The sequence below is a fragment of the Palaeococcus pacificus DY20341 genome, from assembly GCF_000725425.1.
In the GTDB taxonomy this organism is placed as follows: domain Archaea; phylum Methanobacteriota_B; class Thermococci; order Thermococcales; family Thermococcaceae; genus Palaeococcus; species Palaeococcus pacificus.
This window is the reverse complement of record NZ_CP006019.1, coordinates 909,457-924,951: the sequence shown is the minus strand read 5'-3', so window position 1 is coordinate 924,951 and position 15,495 is coordinate 909,457. Positions and strand designations below refer to the sequence as shown.

Genomic DNA, 15,495 nt, shown 5'->3' with positions numbered 1-15,495 from the left:
ATACCACCAATAGAAATCTGAAATAGTCCTTTATTATATTTGCTCATCACCACCTTACACTCAACAGCTCTCCAAAAAACAGAAGAATAAAATCGCCTAAAACACAACCCCAATAACAATCGAATTAACGTTCGTGCCCGTTGGTCCCGTGATTAAGAGAGCTTTTCCCTTTTTGAGGGCCTCGTAGGCGTTGTGGGCCTTTAGATATGCTTCAACATCAACCCCTTCCCTCTCAAAAAGCTCTAATGTGTAAGAATCAACCAATCCACCAGCGGCATCCGTTGGTCCGTCCGTGCCGTCAGTATCCATAGCTAAAAATGCCACTCCCCTCAAACCTTTAATTTTGCGAGCAATGCTTAGCGCAAACTCCTGATTTGGCCCGCCTTTTCCAGCTTCGCCCTCTATTGTAACGGTAGTTTCACCTCCGGCTATCAAAACGCATGGTCTTTTGAACGGCCTGTTTTTGTGGTAGATTTCCTCCAGGATGGAGCCGAAGGCCAGAGCAACCTCTCGAGCTTCTCCTTCAAGCGTCGTCGTTAAAATATAAGCGTTAAATCCTAACTCTTCCGCTTTCCGCTTCGCTGCTTCGCAAGCTATGGAAACGCTCCCTATGATGAAGTTGTGCACCCTTGGTAGTTCCTCTTTAAGTGTCTCCTCCCTTTCACCTTTGAGACCCTCTCTTATATGTGACCTAACACTCTCAGGGAGCTTTTCCCAGACGTTGTAGAGCTTCAAAATCCTCTGAGCGTCTCTAAAAGTGGTGGGGTCTTTTACAGTCGGGCCCGAGGCGATGGCCTCCAATGGATCGCCCACAACATCTGAGAGGATTAAGCTTACCAACGTTCCCCTAATGCTCTTTGCCAATTTGCCACCTTTAACCTTTGAGATGTGCTTTCTAACGGTGTTTATCTCATAAATCCTGGCGCCGCTCTTCAGCAAAAGCTCATTCGTCTTTATCTTGTCCTCCAAGCTTATCCCATCCTCAGGGAGTGTGAAGAGAGCGGAACCCCCGCCAGAAATGAGCACAATGAGCAAATCCCCTTCATCCACTTTTTTAGCCAGTTCCACTCCTTTCAAAGCCCCTTTTAAAGAGTTCTCATCTGGAATTGGGTGGCCAGCTTCGATGACCTCGATTTTCTTTAGTGGAGCGGCGTAGCCGTCTCCGAATGGAGAGGTATAACCGTCCCCGAATGGGGAGGCGTAGCCGTATTTTGTAATGGCCACCCCCTCTTTGATTCTCTCACCTAAAACGTCCTCAACGGCTTTTGCCATTGCACAGGAAGCCTTTCCAAACGCTAAAACGTAAACATCCCCCTTGAGGTGGAACTTTTTTCCCTCAACCACAAGCTTATCCCCATCGAACTTTAGGGAGCGCTTAACGGCTTTATAGGGGTCTGCACTCTCGATAGCAGCTTTTGCAATCTCAAGAGCAGCTTTTTTAGCATTGATATCCCCACAGCTCAAAAGGTCGCTCTCATTAATTTTCATCCTCACCACCAGAATGGGCTCATCCCTTGAGAATCAGCCTGTCCGCTTCAATGTCCTCCAAAGAAGCGTTCCAGCCGCCGACGACATACTTCTTACCATCTTTTGTCCTCACAGTTATATTGGAGACGACTTTGGCACTATCCTCAAAAAAGTCTTCTATGATGCCTTCTATGTGTATGGGTTCTTTCGTGTGGACGAACTTGCCGAAGATTTCAATCTCTGCCCCGACCAAGTTGAAAGACCTTATATCCTCGACGAGCTGCCTTATGTGGATGTACTCCTTCGGGAGCTCAAGCTCCTTCTTTTCTTCGTAGACAGTTTTTCCTGTGGGCCACAAAGCATGGTAGAAGTAGCGGTCAAACATGAAGAGCAGGTTGTTGTCCCTCACTATCAAGCCGTAGCCGTGTAAGGTGGAGCCACTTGATGCCATTGCCTCATTGGGAACGTATATGCCCATATCCTTGTCTTGGATTATTATTAGGGGATCAGGGACTTCTCTAAGTTTTATCTTTGGGGCTATAGGCGGGACTTCGCCTTTTCCATAAACAAAGAGGTGAACGGTTGCATTTTTCTTAGCTTCCAGCTCCTCTTTAATCTTTCCCAAAAATGAAATGGGGACGGCGATTGAAAGGTGAAGCTTAGCGTTTCTTATAGCAGTTTTTATATACTCCTCAAGGGTTATCTTGCTCTTTACGACCATGACGTTCCCTATGAGCTCTTCGCTTGGATGGTACATTCTCTCGAGCTCCTTCTTGAGAAGGGAAATCTTCTCGATATAGCTCTTCTGCATGGCGTTTAGAACTCTCTCTGGATTTACGGGAACTACTTTTTTAGGCCTCCCTCCACTCGTCGTTACGAAGCCTTTGCTCATTAGGGTTCGTATAACGTCGTATATCCTCGGCTGGGGAACTTTTGAGAGAGTAGCCAATTCGCCAGCTGTTAGTGCTCCTCTCTTAATTAGGGTTAAGTATGTCCTAATTTCATACTCGTTGAGATCCAACTCCTTCAGCAGCTGTCTAACCTCTTTCTCGTCCATGTTCTCGCCTCAAATCAACGCTTTCTTAGTGTTTTTATCAAAGATGTGTATGTTATCGAGGTCTATAACTATTTTAATCTTTTGTCCTACGGGTACTGGTATGTGACCCGGTAGCTTGACCTTTATTATCTTGCCGCCAATTTTGGCGTGCACTATGGTGTCAGTTCCAAGAGCCTCTATAAAGTCCACAATGCTGTCCATCATAGACATCCTCTTAACGTGTTCGAGTGTTGAAACACCTTCCACGGTCATGTGCTCAGGCCTAATGCCCATAAGGACAGTCTTGTCAACATGATCCCTCACTAGCTCTCCAAGATCTTCGGGAAGGGTTATTTCAAAGCCTTCTCCCTCAAGAATTATGCCGCGCTCGTTCTCCTTAATGCTCACTTCTAAAAGGTTCATCTCAGGCGCTCCAATAAACGTTGCAACAAAGACTGAGCGCGGCTTTAAGTAAACTTCAGTTGGCGGCCCTATTTGAAGCACCTTTCCATCCTTCATAACCGCTATTCTATCGCCCATTGTCATTGCTTCCACCTGGTCGTGGGTGACGTAAACCGTGGTCACTTTAAGCTTCTCCTGGAGCTTCTTTATCTCTGCCCTCATCGCCACTCTCAGCTTTGCATCCAAATTCGATAGAGGCTCATCCATTAGGAGGACTTCGGGCTCTACAACGATGGCCCTAGCAACAGCTACCCTCTGCCTCTGACCACCGCTCAGCTGAGCAGGATATCTATCTAAAAGCTCCCCTATCTGCAAGAGCTCGGCCGCCCATTTTACTCTCTCTTTAATTTCCGCTTCTGAGTACTTCTTAATCTTCAGGGGAAATGCAATGTTATCGTAAACTTTCATGTGGGGCCATACTGCATAGCTCTGGAAAACCATGGAGATGTTCCTATCCTTGGGCGCCAAATAGGTGACATCTCTATCTCCAAACCAGATTTTACCTTCTGTGGGGGTGTCTAAACCAGATATCATTCTAAGCGTTGTCGTCTTTCCACAGCCGCTCGGTCCAAGCAAAACTAAGAATTCTCCATCTTTTATTGTCAGATTTATACCATCAACAGCCTTTACTTTACCATTATCGAAATACTTCTTCAGATTTTCAAGCCTTACCTCCACCATAATAACACCTCACTTAAGGGTTATACCCCACATGCTGATCAGATACTTCCTTGCAAAGAATATGAATATCATGGCAGGGATCGTCATGATGAATGCAGCCGCAAATCTATAGTAGTCGGGTGCCGCCCCTCCGCTCGAACCTGCCATTATCGAAAGTATTTGAGCTGGCAGAGTTCTGTGATAGAGCGTTAGCACTGAGGCAACGAAAACTTCGTTCCAAGACATGACAAAGGTGAACATTGCTGCAGCGGCTAACCCGGGGAGTGCCAAGGGAAGTGTTATCTTTAAAAACGAGCCCAGGCGCGTGAGCCCAAATACCATCGCCGCTTCCTCGTACTCCTTTGAAACACCTGCAAAAATGCTAGATGTGATGAGCACCACGAATGGGAGGGCCATAGCTGTGTGTGCTAACGCCACTCCAAGCAATGTATCCACTAAGCGGAGCCTTATATAAAGCACCACCAATGGAATGGCCATCACGGGTATTGGGAACATCCTGAGGGCAACTATTGAGAGTTTTAGTGTGTCCTTTGCTGGGAAAACGAACTTAGCAATGGCATATCCTGCAGGAACTCCTAAAGCGAAGCTTATGAGTATTGTAATGAGGGCTACGATTACGCTGTTCTTTATGCCGTCCCATGCCCCAAGGGTGAAGAGTATGATTTGAACGTATTCCTTCGTGAAGTGTGTGGGAATGATTTTGCTGGGATCATAGTAGTCGAGCTTTGAAGAGAAGGCGTAGAGGATTGCCACGATTAGGGGGAGTACTACCCATATCACAAATGTAAAAACTACAGAGTAGAACGCTATCCTCTTCAGCAGGAACTTTGTTTCGTCGTTCATACCTTCACCTCCAGGTATTCAGCCCTAAGGAACTTTATGTACAAAGCCCCAAGGAGTATGGAGAGGCCTGCTATGACGAGGGCATATATAGAGGCCACCCCATAGTCGTGAATCTCCGTGAGCTGGTAAAATCCTTCTCCGGCCAAAACGGGAATATCCCTACCGGCCAAAATCCATACTATACCGAAGACCTGCATAGCAAAGAGCGTTCTAATGATTAGGGCACTCTGTATGCTGGGCTTTAGCATGGGGATAACGATTCTCCTAAGCTTCATCCAGTAGCTGGCCCCAAAGACATCCGCTGCCTCAAGGTACTCTTTGCTTATCATCTGCAATCCGGCGAGGATTATTACGAAAACTATCGAAGTGGCTCTCCAAACCTCTGCCAAGACTATAGCCAAGAACTCCATGCTCCTGAATTGATAGCCGAAAAAGTAAATTGGCTGGCTTATGATTCCAATATTTATTAAAAGCTTGTTCAGGAAGCCGTAGGGTGAGAGCATAGAATACCAGATCAAACCGGCAGCAACATCGCTTATTGTAAGGGGAATCACCAAAGCATATATGGCCAGATCCCTACCCCTAAAAAAGCGGTTCATGATTAGAGCAAGAACAACCGCCAAAGCCAGTTGAGTAGGGACTATAGCAATGGCCAAAGCGATTGTATATTTGAGGGCGCTCCAAAAGTAGTAATCACTAATAGTTTTGCGAACGGTATCTAAAGAAAATACACCATTTTTAGTGAATGCCAAAAATAGAGCCTGAACTAAAGGATAACCAACAAAGAACAATAAGTAAGCAAAAGCGGGTAAAATTAAAAGATAGGGGAGAAGAGACTTCCTCTCCATAGCCCCTCCTCCTTCATGGAACCTCTATTCCTACTTCATCAAAGAGCCCTTTGAGCTTTGGCCCAAGCTCTTTGGTGACTGTGGCTGGGTCTTCTCCCTTTAGGACGATTCTCTCGAATGCCGTTCTATAGACATCCTTGAATTCTCCTCCCTTTGCTCCCAAGTTCGGGATCATGGCAACTACTGCATCAGGTGTTCCTGCTTGAGCGGCTACACCCTCTGCCAATATCTTTAGCGGCCCCTCGGGTAAAGCTCCACTCGCTTCCTTAACTGTTGGGAAGAATCCAACTTTCTCAAGGACTTTAACTTGAGTCTCAGGCTTTGTTAGGTAGTCGATGAGTTCCCAAGCAGCATCTGCGTTTGGAGCATCCTTTGGAATTGCCAAGCCAACCACGACTAAGATGAATCCTCTTCCTTTTGGCCCTCTTGGAACGGGAACTACTACGAAGTCGTCTGGCTTCTCAACTATAGCAGTCTTTATTCTCGCAGTGTGATCCCAAGCAATTAAAACCTCTCCTTTGAGAAGTGGGTCGCTCATAGCATCCCAAGTGGTGCTCGATGGGTGCACGTATGGCCAGAGCTCTTTGAGATAGTTCCACATTGGAGCTGCATCGGATGAGTCGAATGCTTTAGCTTGATAGCCTGTGTATGCTGGATAGATGTATCCATGGAGGAATCTAACGAAGAGTCCCTTTGGTCCTGCCGGGAAGCCAACTTGTGGTGAACCTGTCTCTTCTTTTAGCTTTTTAGCCCACTCTAAGAACGCATCGTAGGTCCACTTATCAGTTCCCTTCATCACATCATCCTTTGTAAGCCCATCGGGGAGGTAGTCAAAGGCTTTCTTGTTGACAACCATGACGTATGTAGCGCTCATCCATGGGATGTACACTTTCTTTCCACCTATTGTTGAGTACTTTTCGAAGGTTGATATGAAAGTCCTTCCTTCGAGCTTTTTGTCGCTTAAATCCATGAGCCATCCCTTAGAGTTAAAGTAGTCCAATCCACCGTGGAGCTCACCAATGAGATCAATGGTAACCTTTCCAGTTTGCACTTCACTCTCAAGCCTCATGGACAAGTCCGAATAAGAAATTGGAACAAACTCTACCTCAATCCCTGTCTCATCTGTAAATTTGCTCAAAAGCTCATCCTGGACAAAAACTCTCTCCTCGGGCGGATTGAGCTGTGTTGACAGCCAAAGAACTTTTGCTTCCTCCTTTTGTCCGCCTATACAGCCGCTTGCCACAATGGCAAAAGCCATTACTCCAACTAAAAACAAACCTAGTATGCCTTTCTTCACGGCACATCACCTCAGCGATTCATAATAATTCTTTATCCTCTCGTATATAAGCCTTATGATGTAAACCACTTTAAGTAGTTGCAATTTGAAAAAAGGAATAACCCCTCCAAAAACTAAAAATAAGATTTAGAAGGAGAGTTTAATTGCCTTTCCATGCTTTGAAGACTCGTAAGCTGCTAAAACTATCGCTAAGTTCTTTTTAGCATCCTCTCCTGTTATCGGAGGCTCTTCATCTTTTAGGATGGAGTTGATAAATGAAGACACTATGCTCTTTACATCCGGCCTTTCCCAATAGATCTTCTCAGCCCGCTCCTGATAAACTGTAAAGTCAGGATAAGCTGTCCTAACGTCCAAAAAGCCTTCTTTTCCAACCAGATAGTATTTTATTTCAAGTCCATATGAGTAGCCCCTTGGATTGCCCCAACCAGCACTTAAAAGCGCTATGACCCCATTTTTGAACTCTAAGAGGGCAGTTCCAATATCATCAACAGGAAAGCCATAGAGCTTTGACCCTATTTCCGCATAGATCTTTTTAGGTTCGCTCTTTATGAGCCAGAGGAGAGAGTCTATACCGTGAGGAGCTGTGTCCATAAAGCCTCCTCCGCCTGATTTATCTATGTCCAAAAACCAGCTCATATCGAGGCCTTGGAGGAATATTGGAGGCTTGACGTATTCTGAGATGGCGTTTATGTACTCAAGTTCCCCTATTTCACCTGCTTCTATCATTAGCTTGGCCCTAATTAGGGGCGTTGTGAAGCGCGGGTTGAATGGAACCATCAGCTTAACACCATTCTTTTTTGCAACCTTGATTATTTCATCCGCATCATCAAGCGTTAAAGCAATGGGCTTCTCTAGGAGAATATGCTTCCCCTCTTCCGCAGCCCTTATTGCGACTTCCTTGTGTCTGTAAGTTTCAATGGCTATGTAAACAGCATCTATGCTCTCATCCTTCAATAGAGCCTCATAATCGTCATAAAACCTAGCTTTGTACTTCTTAGCTTCCCCTCTTGCCACATCTGAGTTCGAACCATCCCCGGAAATTGCATAAAGACGGGCTTTCCTATTTTCCCCTATCATTTGAGCATACCTCAAAGCGTGGGGGTGGGCGTAGCTTATTATCCCAAAGTTAATCTTTTTCATAATGTTTCACCCCCAAATTTAACCGCTTTTCCCCTTTTGGCAGATTCTACACCTTTCTCCGCAATTTCAAGTGCTACCAAAGCATCGTTGGCTGTTATCATAGATTCTACATCCCTCTTTATGCACTCAAAGAAGTATCTGAGCTCTCTCTCAAAAGCATCTGGAAACGTGGAAAGAAGCGGAGAGAAGCGAGGCATCTCAAACTGACTCTTGGCAACTCCAACCACCGGCGTGTCCATCGGAGTATAGCGTATTCTTCCGTTCTTGCCTATTATATCAAGATGGTGGTAAAACACACCATAGCGTGCTGGATATGGATAAGCCCAGCTCACTTCAGCTATTCCAACCTTGCCACCCTCAAACTTAATCATCATGATAAAGTGGTCGTAAGTGCTGTTTACTTTTGCCTCCTCCTTTATCATTTTCCCAATTGCAAAAACCTGCACAGGTTCGCTTTCAAAAAACCACCTCAGGAAATCAGTAACATGGACGCCTAGATCAATGGCAACTCCACCGCTCTTCTCTTCATCCCAGTACCAATAGTGGACCGGGAAAGGAAGACCTTGAACTTCACTCTTCTTGATCTGCATCGGAAGGATGTTCCTCTTCTTTATTACCTCTTTAATTTGGACCCACCTCTTGTCAAAGCGCCTAACGTGCCCCACGAAGAGCCTTAAGCCCTCTTTCTCAGCGGTTTTTATCATCTTCCTCGCTTCGCTCGTCTTCAAGGCGATGGGCTTCTCAACTATCACGTGCTTCCCGCTTTTTAGAGCCTTGATAGCGATTTCTGCGTGAGTATAGGTAGGGGTTAGAATTTGTACAACGTCCAAGTCCAAATCAAGAAACTCGTCCAAATTAGTATAAGCCTCTGCTTTGAACTCTTTAGCCCCGTCCTTTGCTCTACTTTCGTTAATATCCATACAGGCGGTTACTTTCACTCCACTTATCTTCTTCAAAGCATCTTTGTGCGCTAAATTGAAGATATTCCCACACCCAATCACCCCAACCTTTAAAACCTCTGCCATAGCTTCCCCCTTATTCATGTAGTCAACAAAAAGTATATAATGATTTCTCATTATAAACCACTTTAGATGGTTGTATTTTGGAGGGAATAAAAATGAAGGTCATGGTAGGAATACCCAGCTACAATAATGCAGACACAATAGCTTTTGTCGTTAAACAGGCTGCGGAAGGCCTCAAAAGATACTTTGATGGAGGAATCATAGCGAACGCTGATGGAGGAAGCAGCGACAACACAAGAAGCGTTGTTCTTAACACGAGAGTTCCAGAAGGCGTTGAGGTAATGAGCTTCACTTACAAGTGGCCTATACCCGGAAAGGGAAGTGCTATGAAAGAGCTAATGGAATTGGCAAAGGAGAAAGAAGTAGATGCCATCGTTTTTGTGGACAGCGATTTGAGGAGTATAACTCCAGAGTGGATTCACAGCTTTGCAAAGCCTATAATGCACGGCTATGACTTCGTTGCTCCATACTACATAAGGCACAAATACGACGGCACTATTACCAACAACATCGCTTATCCAATGACTGCTTCGCTCTACGGCTGCAACGTTAGACAGCCCATAGGTGGAGACTTTGGCATTAGTGCAAAGCTTTTTGACGTTTACTTAGATAACGAGGAGGTTTGGAAAAGCGACGTAGCGAGGTTTGGTGTTGACATTTTCCTAACGACAACAGCTTTGGCTGAAGGCTTTAAAGTTGTTCAGACAGCTCTTGGCCTAAAGATACACAACCCCAAAGACCCAGCCGCTTCCTTAGGACCAATGTTCAATCAAGTCGTGGGCACGCTGTTCATGCTCATGAAAAAATACGAAGAGAAGTGGAGAAGCACCAAAGAGATTTCCGATGTGCCTATTTTAGGGAAACTCGAAAAGAAAGAGCCAGAAGAAGTTAAAATCAACCTAGAAAACTTAAAAAAGAAGGCGAAAGAGGGCTTTGAGAAAAATAAGCCAATTTTAAAGAAAATTCTCTCTAGAGAGACATTTGAGGGCGTTGAAAAAGCCATAAAAACCTTTGACTTGGATGATGTGCTTTGGAGCCATGTTCTCTTTGATGCTGCGGTTGCATACAAGGAAGGACTATTAGAAAAGCCCGAACCGTTAGTTCCTCTATACTTCGCTAAGACCGCGGACTTTGTGGAAAAGACAAGAGAAATGAGCACATTAGAGGCTGAAGAACTCATAGGGGAGAGGGCTGAAATATTTTTGAAGGAAAAAGATTACCTTTTGGAAAGATGGGGAGTCTAAAGCAGCACTTTTCTTCCTTCTTCATACTTTTTAAGCTCGTCCACAGTTGGAACGCTCCAAGCCCCTCTTTTGAGCGTCGAAAGTGCAGCAACAAGATTGGCAAAGCGACCTATTGTCAAGAGCTCCTCTCTTTTAAGCTTTAAGCTTTCAAGCTTGCCTAAATAGTGCAGAGACGTCAAAAGAGCGGCCATAAATGCATCTCCTGCCCCAGTCGTGTCAACTGGCCTTACATCATACGCGGGCACATTTACATTAATATTATTATGTATTAGTTCGCTACCCTCAGAGCCTTTTGTAATCGCCACGAGCTTAAAGTCAAAGTCTTCTAAATTTATTCCTCTCTCCTCCAAGAAAGCCAGCTCACCGTCGCCTATTTTAACAATATCCGCAAGTTTTAGCCCTTTCTCAAGGTCTCTAAGCATCTCATCTTCCCTTCCACGCCACAGGTCAAGGCGAATGTTCACGTCATAGCTTAAAGGTACTTTTCCTTTAGCTTCCTTGAGGACATCAAACGCTGTTCCTCTGCTTGGTTCTCTCGCAAAGAGAACGCTTCCAAAGTGGAGAATTTCAGCATTTTGAGTAAAGGAATAATCAACATCCTCCTTTTTCAAGTTGAAGTATGCCACTCCATCGTAGAGAATAAACTCCGGTTTTGCTCCAATAAGTTGAACAAATACAATCCCAGTGTGCTTTTCCTCATCAACAGAGATGTAAGAAGTATTAACGCTTTCCTCCCTGAGCTTTTCGATTAAAAACTCCCCAAAAGGATCCCTGCCAACTTTGCTTATCAAAGCAGAGCTAATGCCTAAGCGTGCAATTCCTACAGCCACATTGGCTGGTGCTCCCCCAGGGTGCTTCTCAAAGCTCTTAACATCCTTTAAGGGCCCTTCTTCTTTGGCTATTACGTCAATCAAAACCTCCCCAATAGCGAATATCATACTACCCACCGATTAAACTTGTAGGCGATGGTTTAAAGCATTAGCTAAAGCATCACTTATAATTTTATATACTGCGAGTATAACACTTCCTCATCTGTGTCTTAAATATGACATTATAAACCATAATTGACAGTAATTTCAGAGAAATACACCACTCACCATAAAGCATATATACTAAAAGTATACAACATCTGTTGAGGTGTTCCCCGTGAGAAATGGGAAGTCGATATTAAGTTTGTTTTTAGTTGGATTAGTAGCTTTTGCAGTAGTAGCAAGTGGATGTATAGGCGGTGAGGAAACAACCACCACACCAACCGAAACAACTACTACCCCAGAACAGGTAACCCTGACAGTTATAGGCCCGTGGTCAGGGGCTGAGTTTGACGCGTTTAAGAAGGTCATTGATGCTTTTGAAAGCAAATATCCCAACATAAAAATTGAGTATAAAACACAAAGAGCAGAAGATTTAGCAACAATCTTACCGCTTCAATTTGACTCAAAAGAGGCCCCAGCAGATGTCATAGCCATGTGGGGATGGTTCATAACAGACATGGGTAAAAAAGGTCACGTCATGGAGCTTAATGACATAATAAATAAGGATGACTATGTAAGCGGAGTTCTAGACGCCGTAACAGCTGACGGCAAGATTTATGGAGCTCCATTTACAGCAGGAGCTAAGCCCGGTTTCTGGTATAGAAAATCCTTCTTCGAGAAGCATGGACTAACGCCTCCAACAACTTGGGATGAATTTGTTGCACTTCTTGAAAAGATAAAGGGTATCGAGGGTATAAAAGCTCCAATTGTAACAGGTGACAGCGTTGGATGGCCTATTTCAGATGTCACTGAACACTTCTTGATAACCTTTGGAGGCCCTGAGCTCCAGTACAAGCTTATAAACGGTGAGGTTAAGTTTACAGATCCTCAAGTTAAGGAGATATTCGAGAACAGGATAGTTCCACTTCTAAAGGCCGGCTACTTTAGCGAGCCAATCGAGTGGACCTCAGCAGTGACAGCGTGGTGGAATGGAGATTACGCACTCTACTTCATGGGTACATGGCTAACAGGAATGGTGGATGATCCAACAGACCTCGGTATGTTCACACTACCTGGCGCTAAAGGAATGGTAATGGCTCCTGACTACTGGATGATACCAAAGTACACCAAACACCCTGAAGAGGCCAAGCTTTTCGTGAAGTTCCTAGCCACCGAAGGCCAGAAGATACATGTAGGGACCAATGCTGGAAAAGTAGCCACCTATAAGAATGTGCCAATAGACGCCTACTGGGAGCCAATGAGAGATGTGGCAAAAGTAGCCCAAGGAGCTGTGACAGTTCCTGACTTGGACGACAGCATTGGAGGAGAGTGGCAGCAAGCCTTCTGGGATCAGCTAAAACTATTGTGGGTCGAGCCTGATAGACTGGACGAGATATTGAAAATCTTAGATGAGAAGTTCCCTAAGAGCTGAAGGAGGGCTAATGCATGAGAAAGCCCAGAATGTCTCTTACCCCTATTTTCTTTCTTTTGCCTGCTTTGGCTCTAATGCTGCCTTTCGTGATTTATCCAATATTCAAAACAATATACTTCAGCTTTTTGTCTCCCGACGGAAATTTTGTTGGATTAAAAAATTATTTCCAAGTTTTAGGCAGTTCTGATATTGTTAATCTAGATAGATTCCCAAGCTCATCCCCTCCATGGGGTGCGTTAATACACAATTTTGTTTGGATTTTAATTCACCTTCCAATAACTGTGTTTTTAGGCCTCCTACTGGCACTTCTGTTAAGAAGAGAGGAGGTAAAGGGAAGCTCAATAATCAAATCAATCGTATTTTTGGGTATGGTCATTCCTATGATTGTTGGAGGTATAATCATACGCTTCTTGTTTGAAAAAGGAGTTGGCGTAATTCCTACTATTTTTAACCTGTTCGGATTTGAAAGCCTATACAAAACATGGACCGCATATCCCGATACCGCCCTGTTCGCCGTAATACTTGGATCAATTTGGCTTTGGACGGGCTTTAGTATGCTCATGTACTCCGCAGGATTAGCAGCAATACCTAAAGACTACTATGAAGCCGCTATTATAGATGGAGCCTCACCAATACAGATATTCTTCTACGTCACATTCCCACTGCTCAAGCCGGTTACTATGGTAGTGGTATCAATGACATTGCTTTGGGAGCTGAAGATATTCGACATCGTATACGTGGCAACTGGAGGAGGACCGGGAGGAGCCTCAACGGTTCTAGCAATTCAAATGTGGAACTACTTCGCCAGACAGCTAAATTACAACTACTCTGCGGTCGTAGCAGTGCTGCTTACTCTCTTAACAATGATACCTGCACTGTGGCTCTTTAGAAGAGGGAGGGAGTGATAAAAATGACATCAAAGAATCTTATAAGCTACAAGCTGAGGAAATCAATTATCTCGAATCTAATAGCTTGGATTTTCGGTCTTATTTGGTTAATCCCCTTCTTAGGAGTCTTAATGGCCTCTATCAGGCCTTTTAAGGAAATACTATACGGCTGGTGGAATTTTGACGAGCTTCATCTATCCCTTCAAAATTTCATTAACGCTTTAAACCACCCGATGTTTCCAATGAAAGACGGTCTCCTCAACTCTCTCACTATAGCAGTGCCCAGCACTATCGTTCCACTCATTATAGCAGCTCTTGCCGCATATGCCTTTGCCAGATACAGCTTTCCAATAAAGACCTACCTCTTTGCCTTCATAGTGTTCCTGCTGGCAGTGCCCCAACAAATGACAGTTGTGCCTTTGTACTTCCTCCTCAGAAATATGCACCTGCTGAACACGTTTAGAGGGTTAATCCTTGTCCACTCAGCTTGGGGACTAGCGTGGATAATATTTTTCATGAGGAACTACTTCTCCCTACTCCCCGTAGATGTTGAAGAAGCCGCCAAGATAGATGGTGCATCGGACTTTAAAATATTTTATAAGATAGTGCTACCTATGGCGCTTCCAGGACTCATATCAGCAGCCATCCTTCAATTTACATGGGTTTGGAGCGACTTCTTCCTAGCGTTAGTGTTCCTACAAAATCCCTCAAGATACGTTGCAACCCAGAGACTCCCTCTCCTTAGAGGACAGTACTTTGTGGATTGGAGCTTACTCTCAGCAGCTTCAATATTGGTGATGATAGTGCCCTTGTTTGTCTATGCTGTGTTCCAGAAGTACTATATAAGCGGTATGATAGGGTGGTCTACAGAAAAATGAAGTTTCATTTATCTTTAATTTAAAACAAATAGGAGGAGATGCTATGTTTAAAGTTGAGAAGTTTGGAGGAGAAGGCAAGAAGCTAAAGGACTATGAAGAGATAATCGGAATTGAAGCAGTCGAAAGAATTAGGGAAAAGGGTGAAGCCCTAAAAGGAAAGAGCTTCGCAAATGTGAACTCCACAGCTTATGGCGGTGGTGTTGCAGAGATACTCCACAATCTTATTCCACTGATGAGGGATGTTGGATTGGATGCAGAATGGTTAGTTATTGAAGGGGTTGACGAGTTTTTCAACGTAACTAAAAGCTTTCACAACGCTCTGCAGGGCAACAAGGAGCTTAAGCTGACTGAAGACATGAAAAAGCTCTACATAGAGACAAATAAGATGAATGCCCAAGATTTTGACTTAAGCAGCTTTGACTACGTTTTGATCCACGACCCACAGCCAGCCCCTCTCATAGATTTCTACGATAAAAAGCAGCCTTGGATATGGAGGTGCCACATCGACCTAAGCGATCCCAATAGAGAGTTTTGGAAGTTCTTAAGAGGATTCGTTGAGAAGTACGACCGCTACATCTTCCACATGGAAGATTACGTGCAGAGCGACTTAGACCACAGCAAAGTCGTTATAATGCCGCCCTCAATCGATCCTCTAAGCGAAAAGAACATGGAGCTCAGCGAGAGCGAGGTTCTCAAAATACTCGAGAGGTTTGACGTTGACCCTGAGAAGCCAATAATAACCCAAGTTTCACGCTTTGACCCATGGAAAGGAATATTTGACGTTATAGACGTTTACAGAAAAGTCAAGGAGAAAATCCCAGATGCTCAGCTTCTTTTAGTAGGTGTAATGGCTCATGATGATCCAGAAGGTTGGGTTTACTTTGAGAAAACGCTGAGGAAGATAGGAGAGGATTACGACGTTAAAGTCCTCACAAACCTAATAGGAGTTCACGCCAAAGAAGTCAATGCCTTCCAAAGAGCAAGCGATGTTGTACTTCAAATGTCCACCAGGGAGGGCTTTGGCCTAACCGTAACAGAGGCAATGTGGAAAGAGAGACCAGTCATTGGAAGGGCAGTTGGAGGAATAAGGCTCCAAATAGTGGATGGAGAGACTGGATTCCTTGTTAGAGACGTCAATGAAGCCGCAGAAAAAGCAATATACCTCATTAAAAACCCAGATGCTGCAAAAGAAATGGGCGAAAAAGCTAAAGAGAGGGTTAAACAGAATTTCATAATAACCAAGCACCTCGAAAGGTATCTCGACTTGCTTAATTCCACTTAATTTAT

The 15,495-nt window shown here is 44.4% G+C and carries 14 protein-coding genes; 5 read left to right on the top strand and 9 right to left on the bottom strand.

The features are described from left to right. Positions 1-96 precede the first annotated feature (96 nt). From PAP_RS05135 to PAP_RS05100, 8 genes are all read right to left on the bottom strand, one after another. The gene (locus PAP_RS05135) at positions 97-1,488 is read right to left on the bottom strand and encodes a glycerate kinase type-2 family protein (RefSeq protein ID WP_048165005.1); all 1,392 of its coding nucleotides are present in this window, start codon (positions 1,486-1,488) and stop codon (positions 97-99) included. A 19-nt stretch (positions 1,489-1,507) separates the two neighbouring features. Then, entirely contained in the window at positions 1,508-2,524 is a 1,017-nt protein-coding gene (locus PAP_RS05130; protein ID WP_048165004.1) for a TrmB family transcriptional regulator, read from the bottom strand. A 9-nt stretch (positions 2,525-2,533) separates the two neighbouring features. Further along, the gene (locus PAP_RS05125) at positions 2,534-3,646 is read right to left on the bottom strand and encodes an ABC transporter ATP-binding protein (RefSeq protein ID WP_048165003.1); all 1,113 of its coding nucleotides are present in this window, start codon (positions 3,644-3,646) and stop codon (positions 2,534-2,536) included. Positions 3,647-3,655: 9 nt separating this feature from the next. Next, positions 3,656-4,489, bottom strand: coding sequence for a carbohydrate ABC transporter permease (locus PAP_RS05120; RefSeq protein ID WP_048165002.1), 834 nt, complete (start codon positions 4,487-4,489; stop codon positions 3,656-3,658). Next, positions 4,486-5,337: a carbohydrate ABC transporter permease gene (locus PAP_RS05115; protein WP_048165001.1), complete on the bottom strand. Its 852-nt coding sequence runs from the start codon at positions 5,335-5,337 to the stop codon at positions 4,486-4,488. Before PAP_RS05115 ends, PAP_RS05120 begins: the two co-directional genes overlap by 4 nt. Before the next feature lie 13 nt (positions 5,338-5,350). Further along, positions 5,351-6,595, bottom strand: a complete 1,245-nt coding sequence (locus PAP_RS05110) for an ABC transporter substrate-binding protein (protein WP_084177570.1) — start codon at positions 6,593-6,595, stop codon at positions 5,351-5,353. Positions 6,596-6,760: 165 nt separating this feature from the next. Then, entirely contained in the window at positions 6,761-7,774 is a 1,014-nt protein-coding gene (locus PAP_RS05105; RefSeq protein WP_048164999.1) for a Gfo/Idh/MocA family protein, read from the bottom strand. Next, positions 7,771-8,799: a Gfo/Idh/MocA family protein gene (locus tag PAP_RS05100; protein WP_048165952.1), complete on the bottom strand. Its 1,029-nt coding sequence runs from the start codon at positions 8,797-8,799 to the stop codon at positions 7,771-7,773. The genes PAP_RS05105 and PAP_RS05100 overlap by 4 nt, the downstream gene beginning before the upstream one ends. Positions 8,800-8,891: 92 nt before the next feature. On the opposite strand from PAP_RS05100, the gene PAP_RS05095 reads away from it, so the two are divergent. Continuing rightward, entirely contained in the window at positions 8,892-10,040 is a 1,149-nt protein-coding gene (locus PAP_RS05095; RefSeq protein WP_048164998.1) for a glycosyltransferase family 2 protein, read from the top strand. On the opposite strand, the gene PAP_RS05090 is transcribed toward PAP_RS05095, so the two are convergent. Beyond that, positions 10,037-10,978, bottom strand: coding sequence for a carbohydrate kinase family protein (locus PAP_RS05090; RefSeq protein WP_048164997.1), 942 nt, complete (start codon positions 10,976-10,978; stop codon positions 10,037-10,039). The two genes, PAP_RS05095 and PAP_RS05090, sit on opposite strands and share 4 nt — an antisense overlap. A gap of 208 nt (positions 10,979-11,186) precedes the next feature. Here PAP_RS05090 and PAP_RS05085 point away from each other — a divergent pair, with 208 nt between their 5' ends. Genes PAP_RS05085 through treT form a run of 4 tightly spaced genes read left to right on the top strand, consistent with a single transcriptional unit; the run spans position 11,187 to position 15,490 of the window. Next, positions 11,187-12,443: an ABC transporter substrate-binding protein gene (locus PAP_RS05085; RefSeq protein WP_048164996.1), complete on the top strand. Its 1,257-nt coding sequence runs from the start codon at positions 11,187-11,189 to the stop codon at positions 12,441-12,443. A 14-nt stretch (positions 12,444-12,457) separates the two neighbouring features. After that, positions 12,458-13,348, top strand: coding sequence for a carbohydrate ABC transporter permease (locus PAP_RS05080; RefSeq protein ID WP_048164995.1), 891 nt, complete (start codon positions 12,458-12,460; stop codon positions 13,346-13,348). A gap of 5 nt (positions 13,349-13,353) precedes the next feature. Next, positions 13,354-14,208, top strand: coding sequence for a carbohydrate ABC transporter permease (locus PAP_RS05075; RefSeq protein ID WP_048164994.1), 855 nt, complete (start codon positions 13,354-13,356; stop codon positions 14,206-14,208). Positions 14,209-14,251: 43 nt separating this feature from the next. After that, positions 14,252-15,490 carry a trehalose synthase gene (treT, locus tag PAP_RS05070; RefSeq protein ID WP_048164993.1) on the top strand — a complete coding sequence of 413 codons (1,239 nt, stop codon included), beginning with the start codon at positions 14,252-14,254 and terminating at the stop codon, positions 15,488-15,490. Positions 15,491-15,495: the final 5 nt, after the last annotated feature.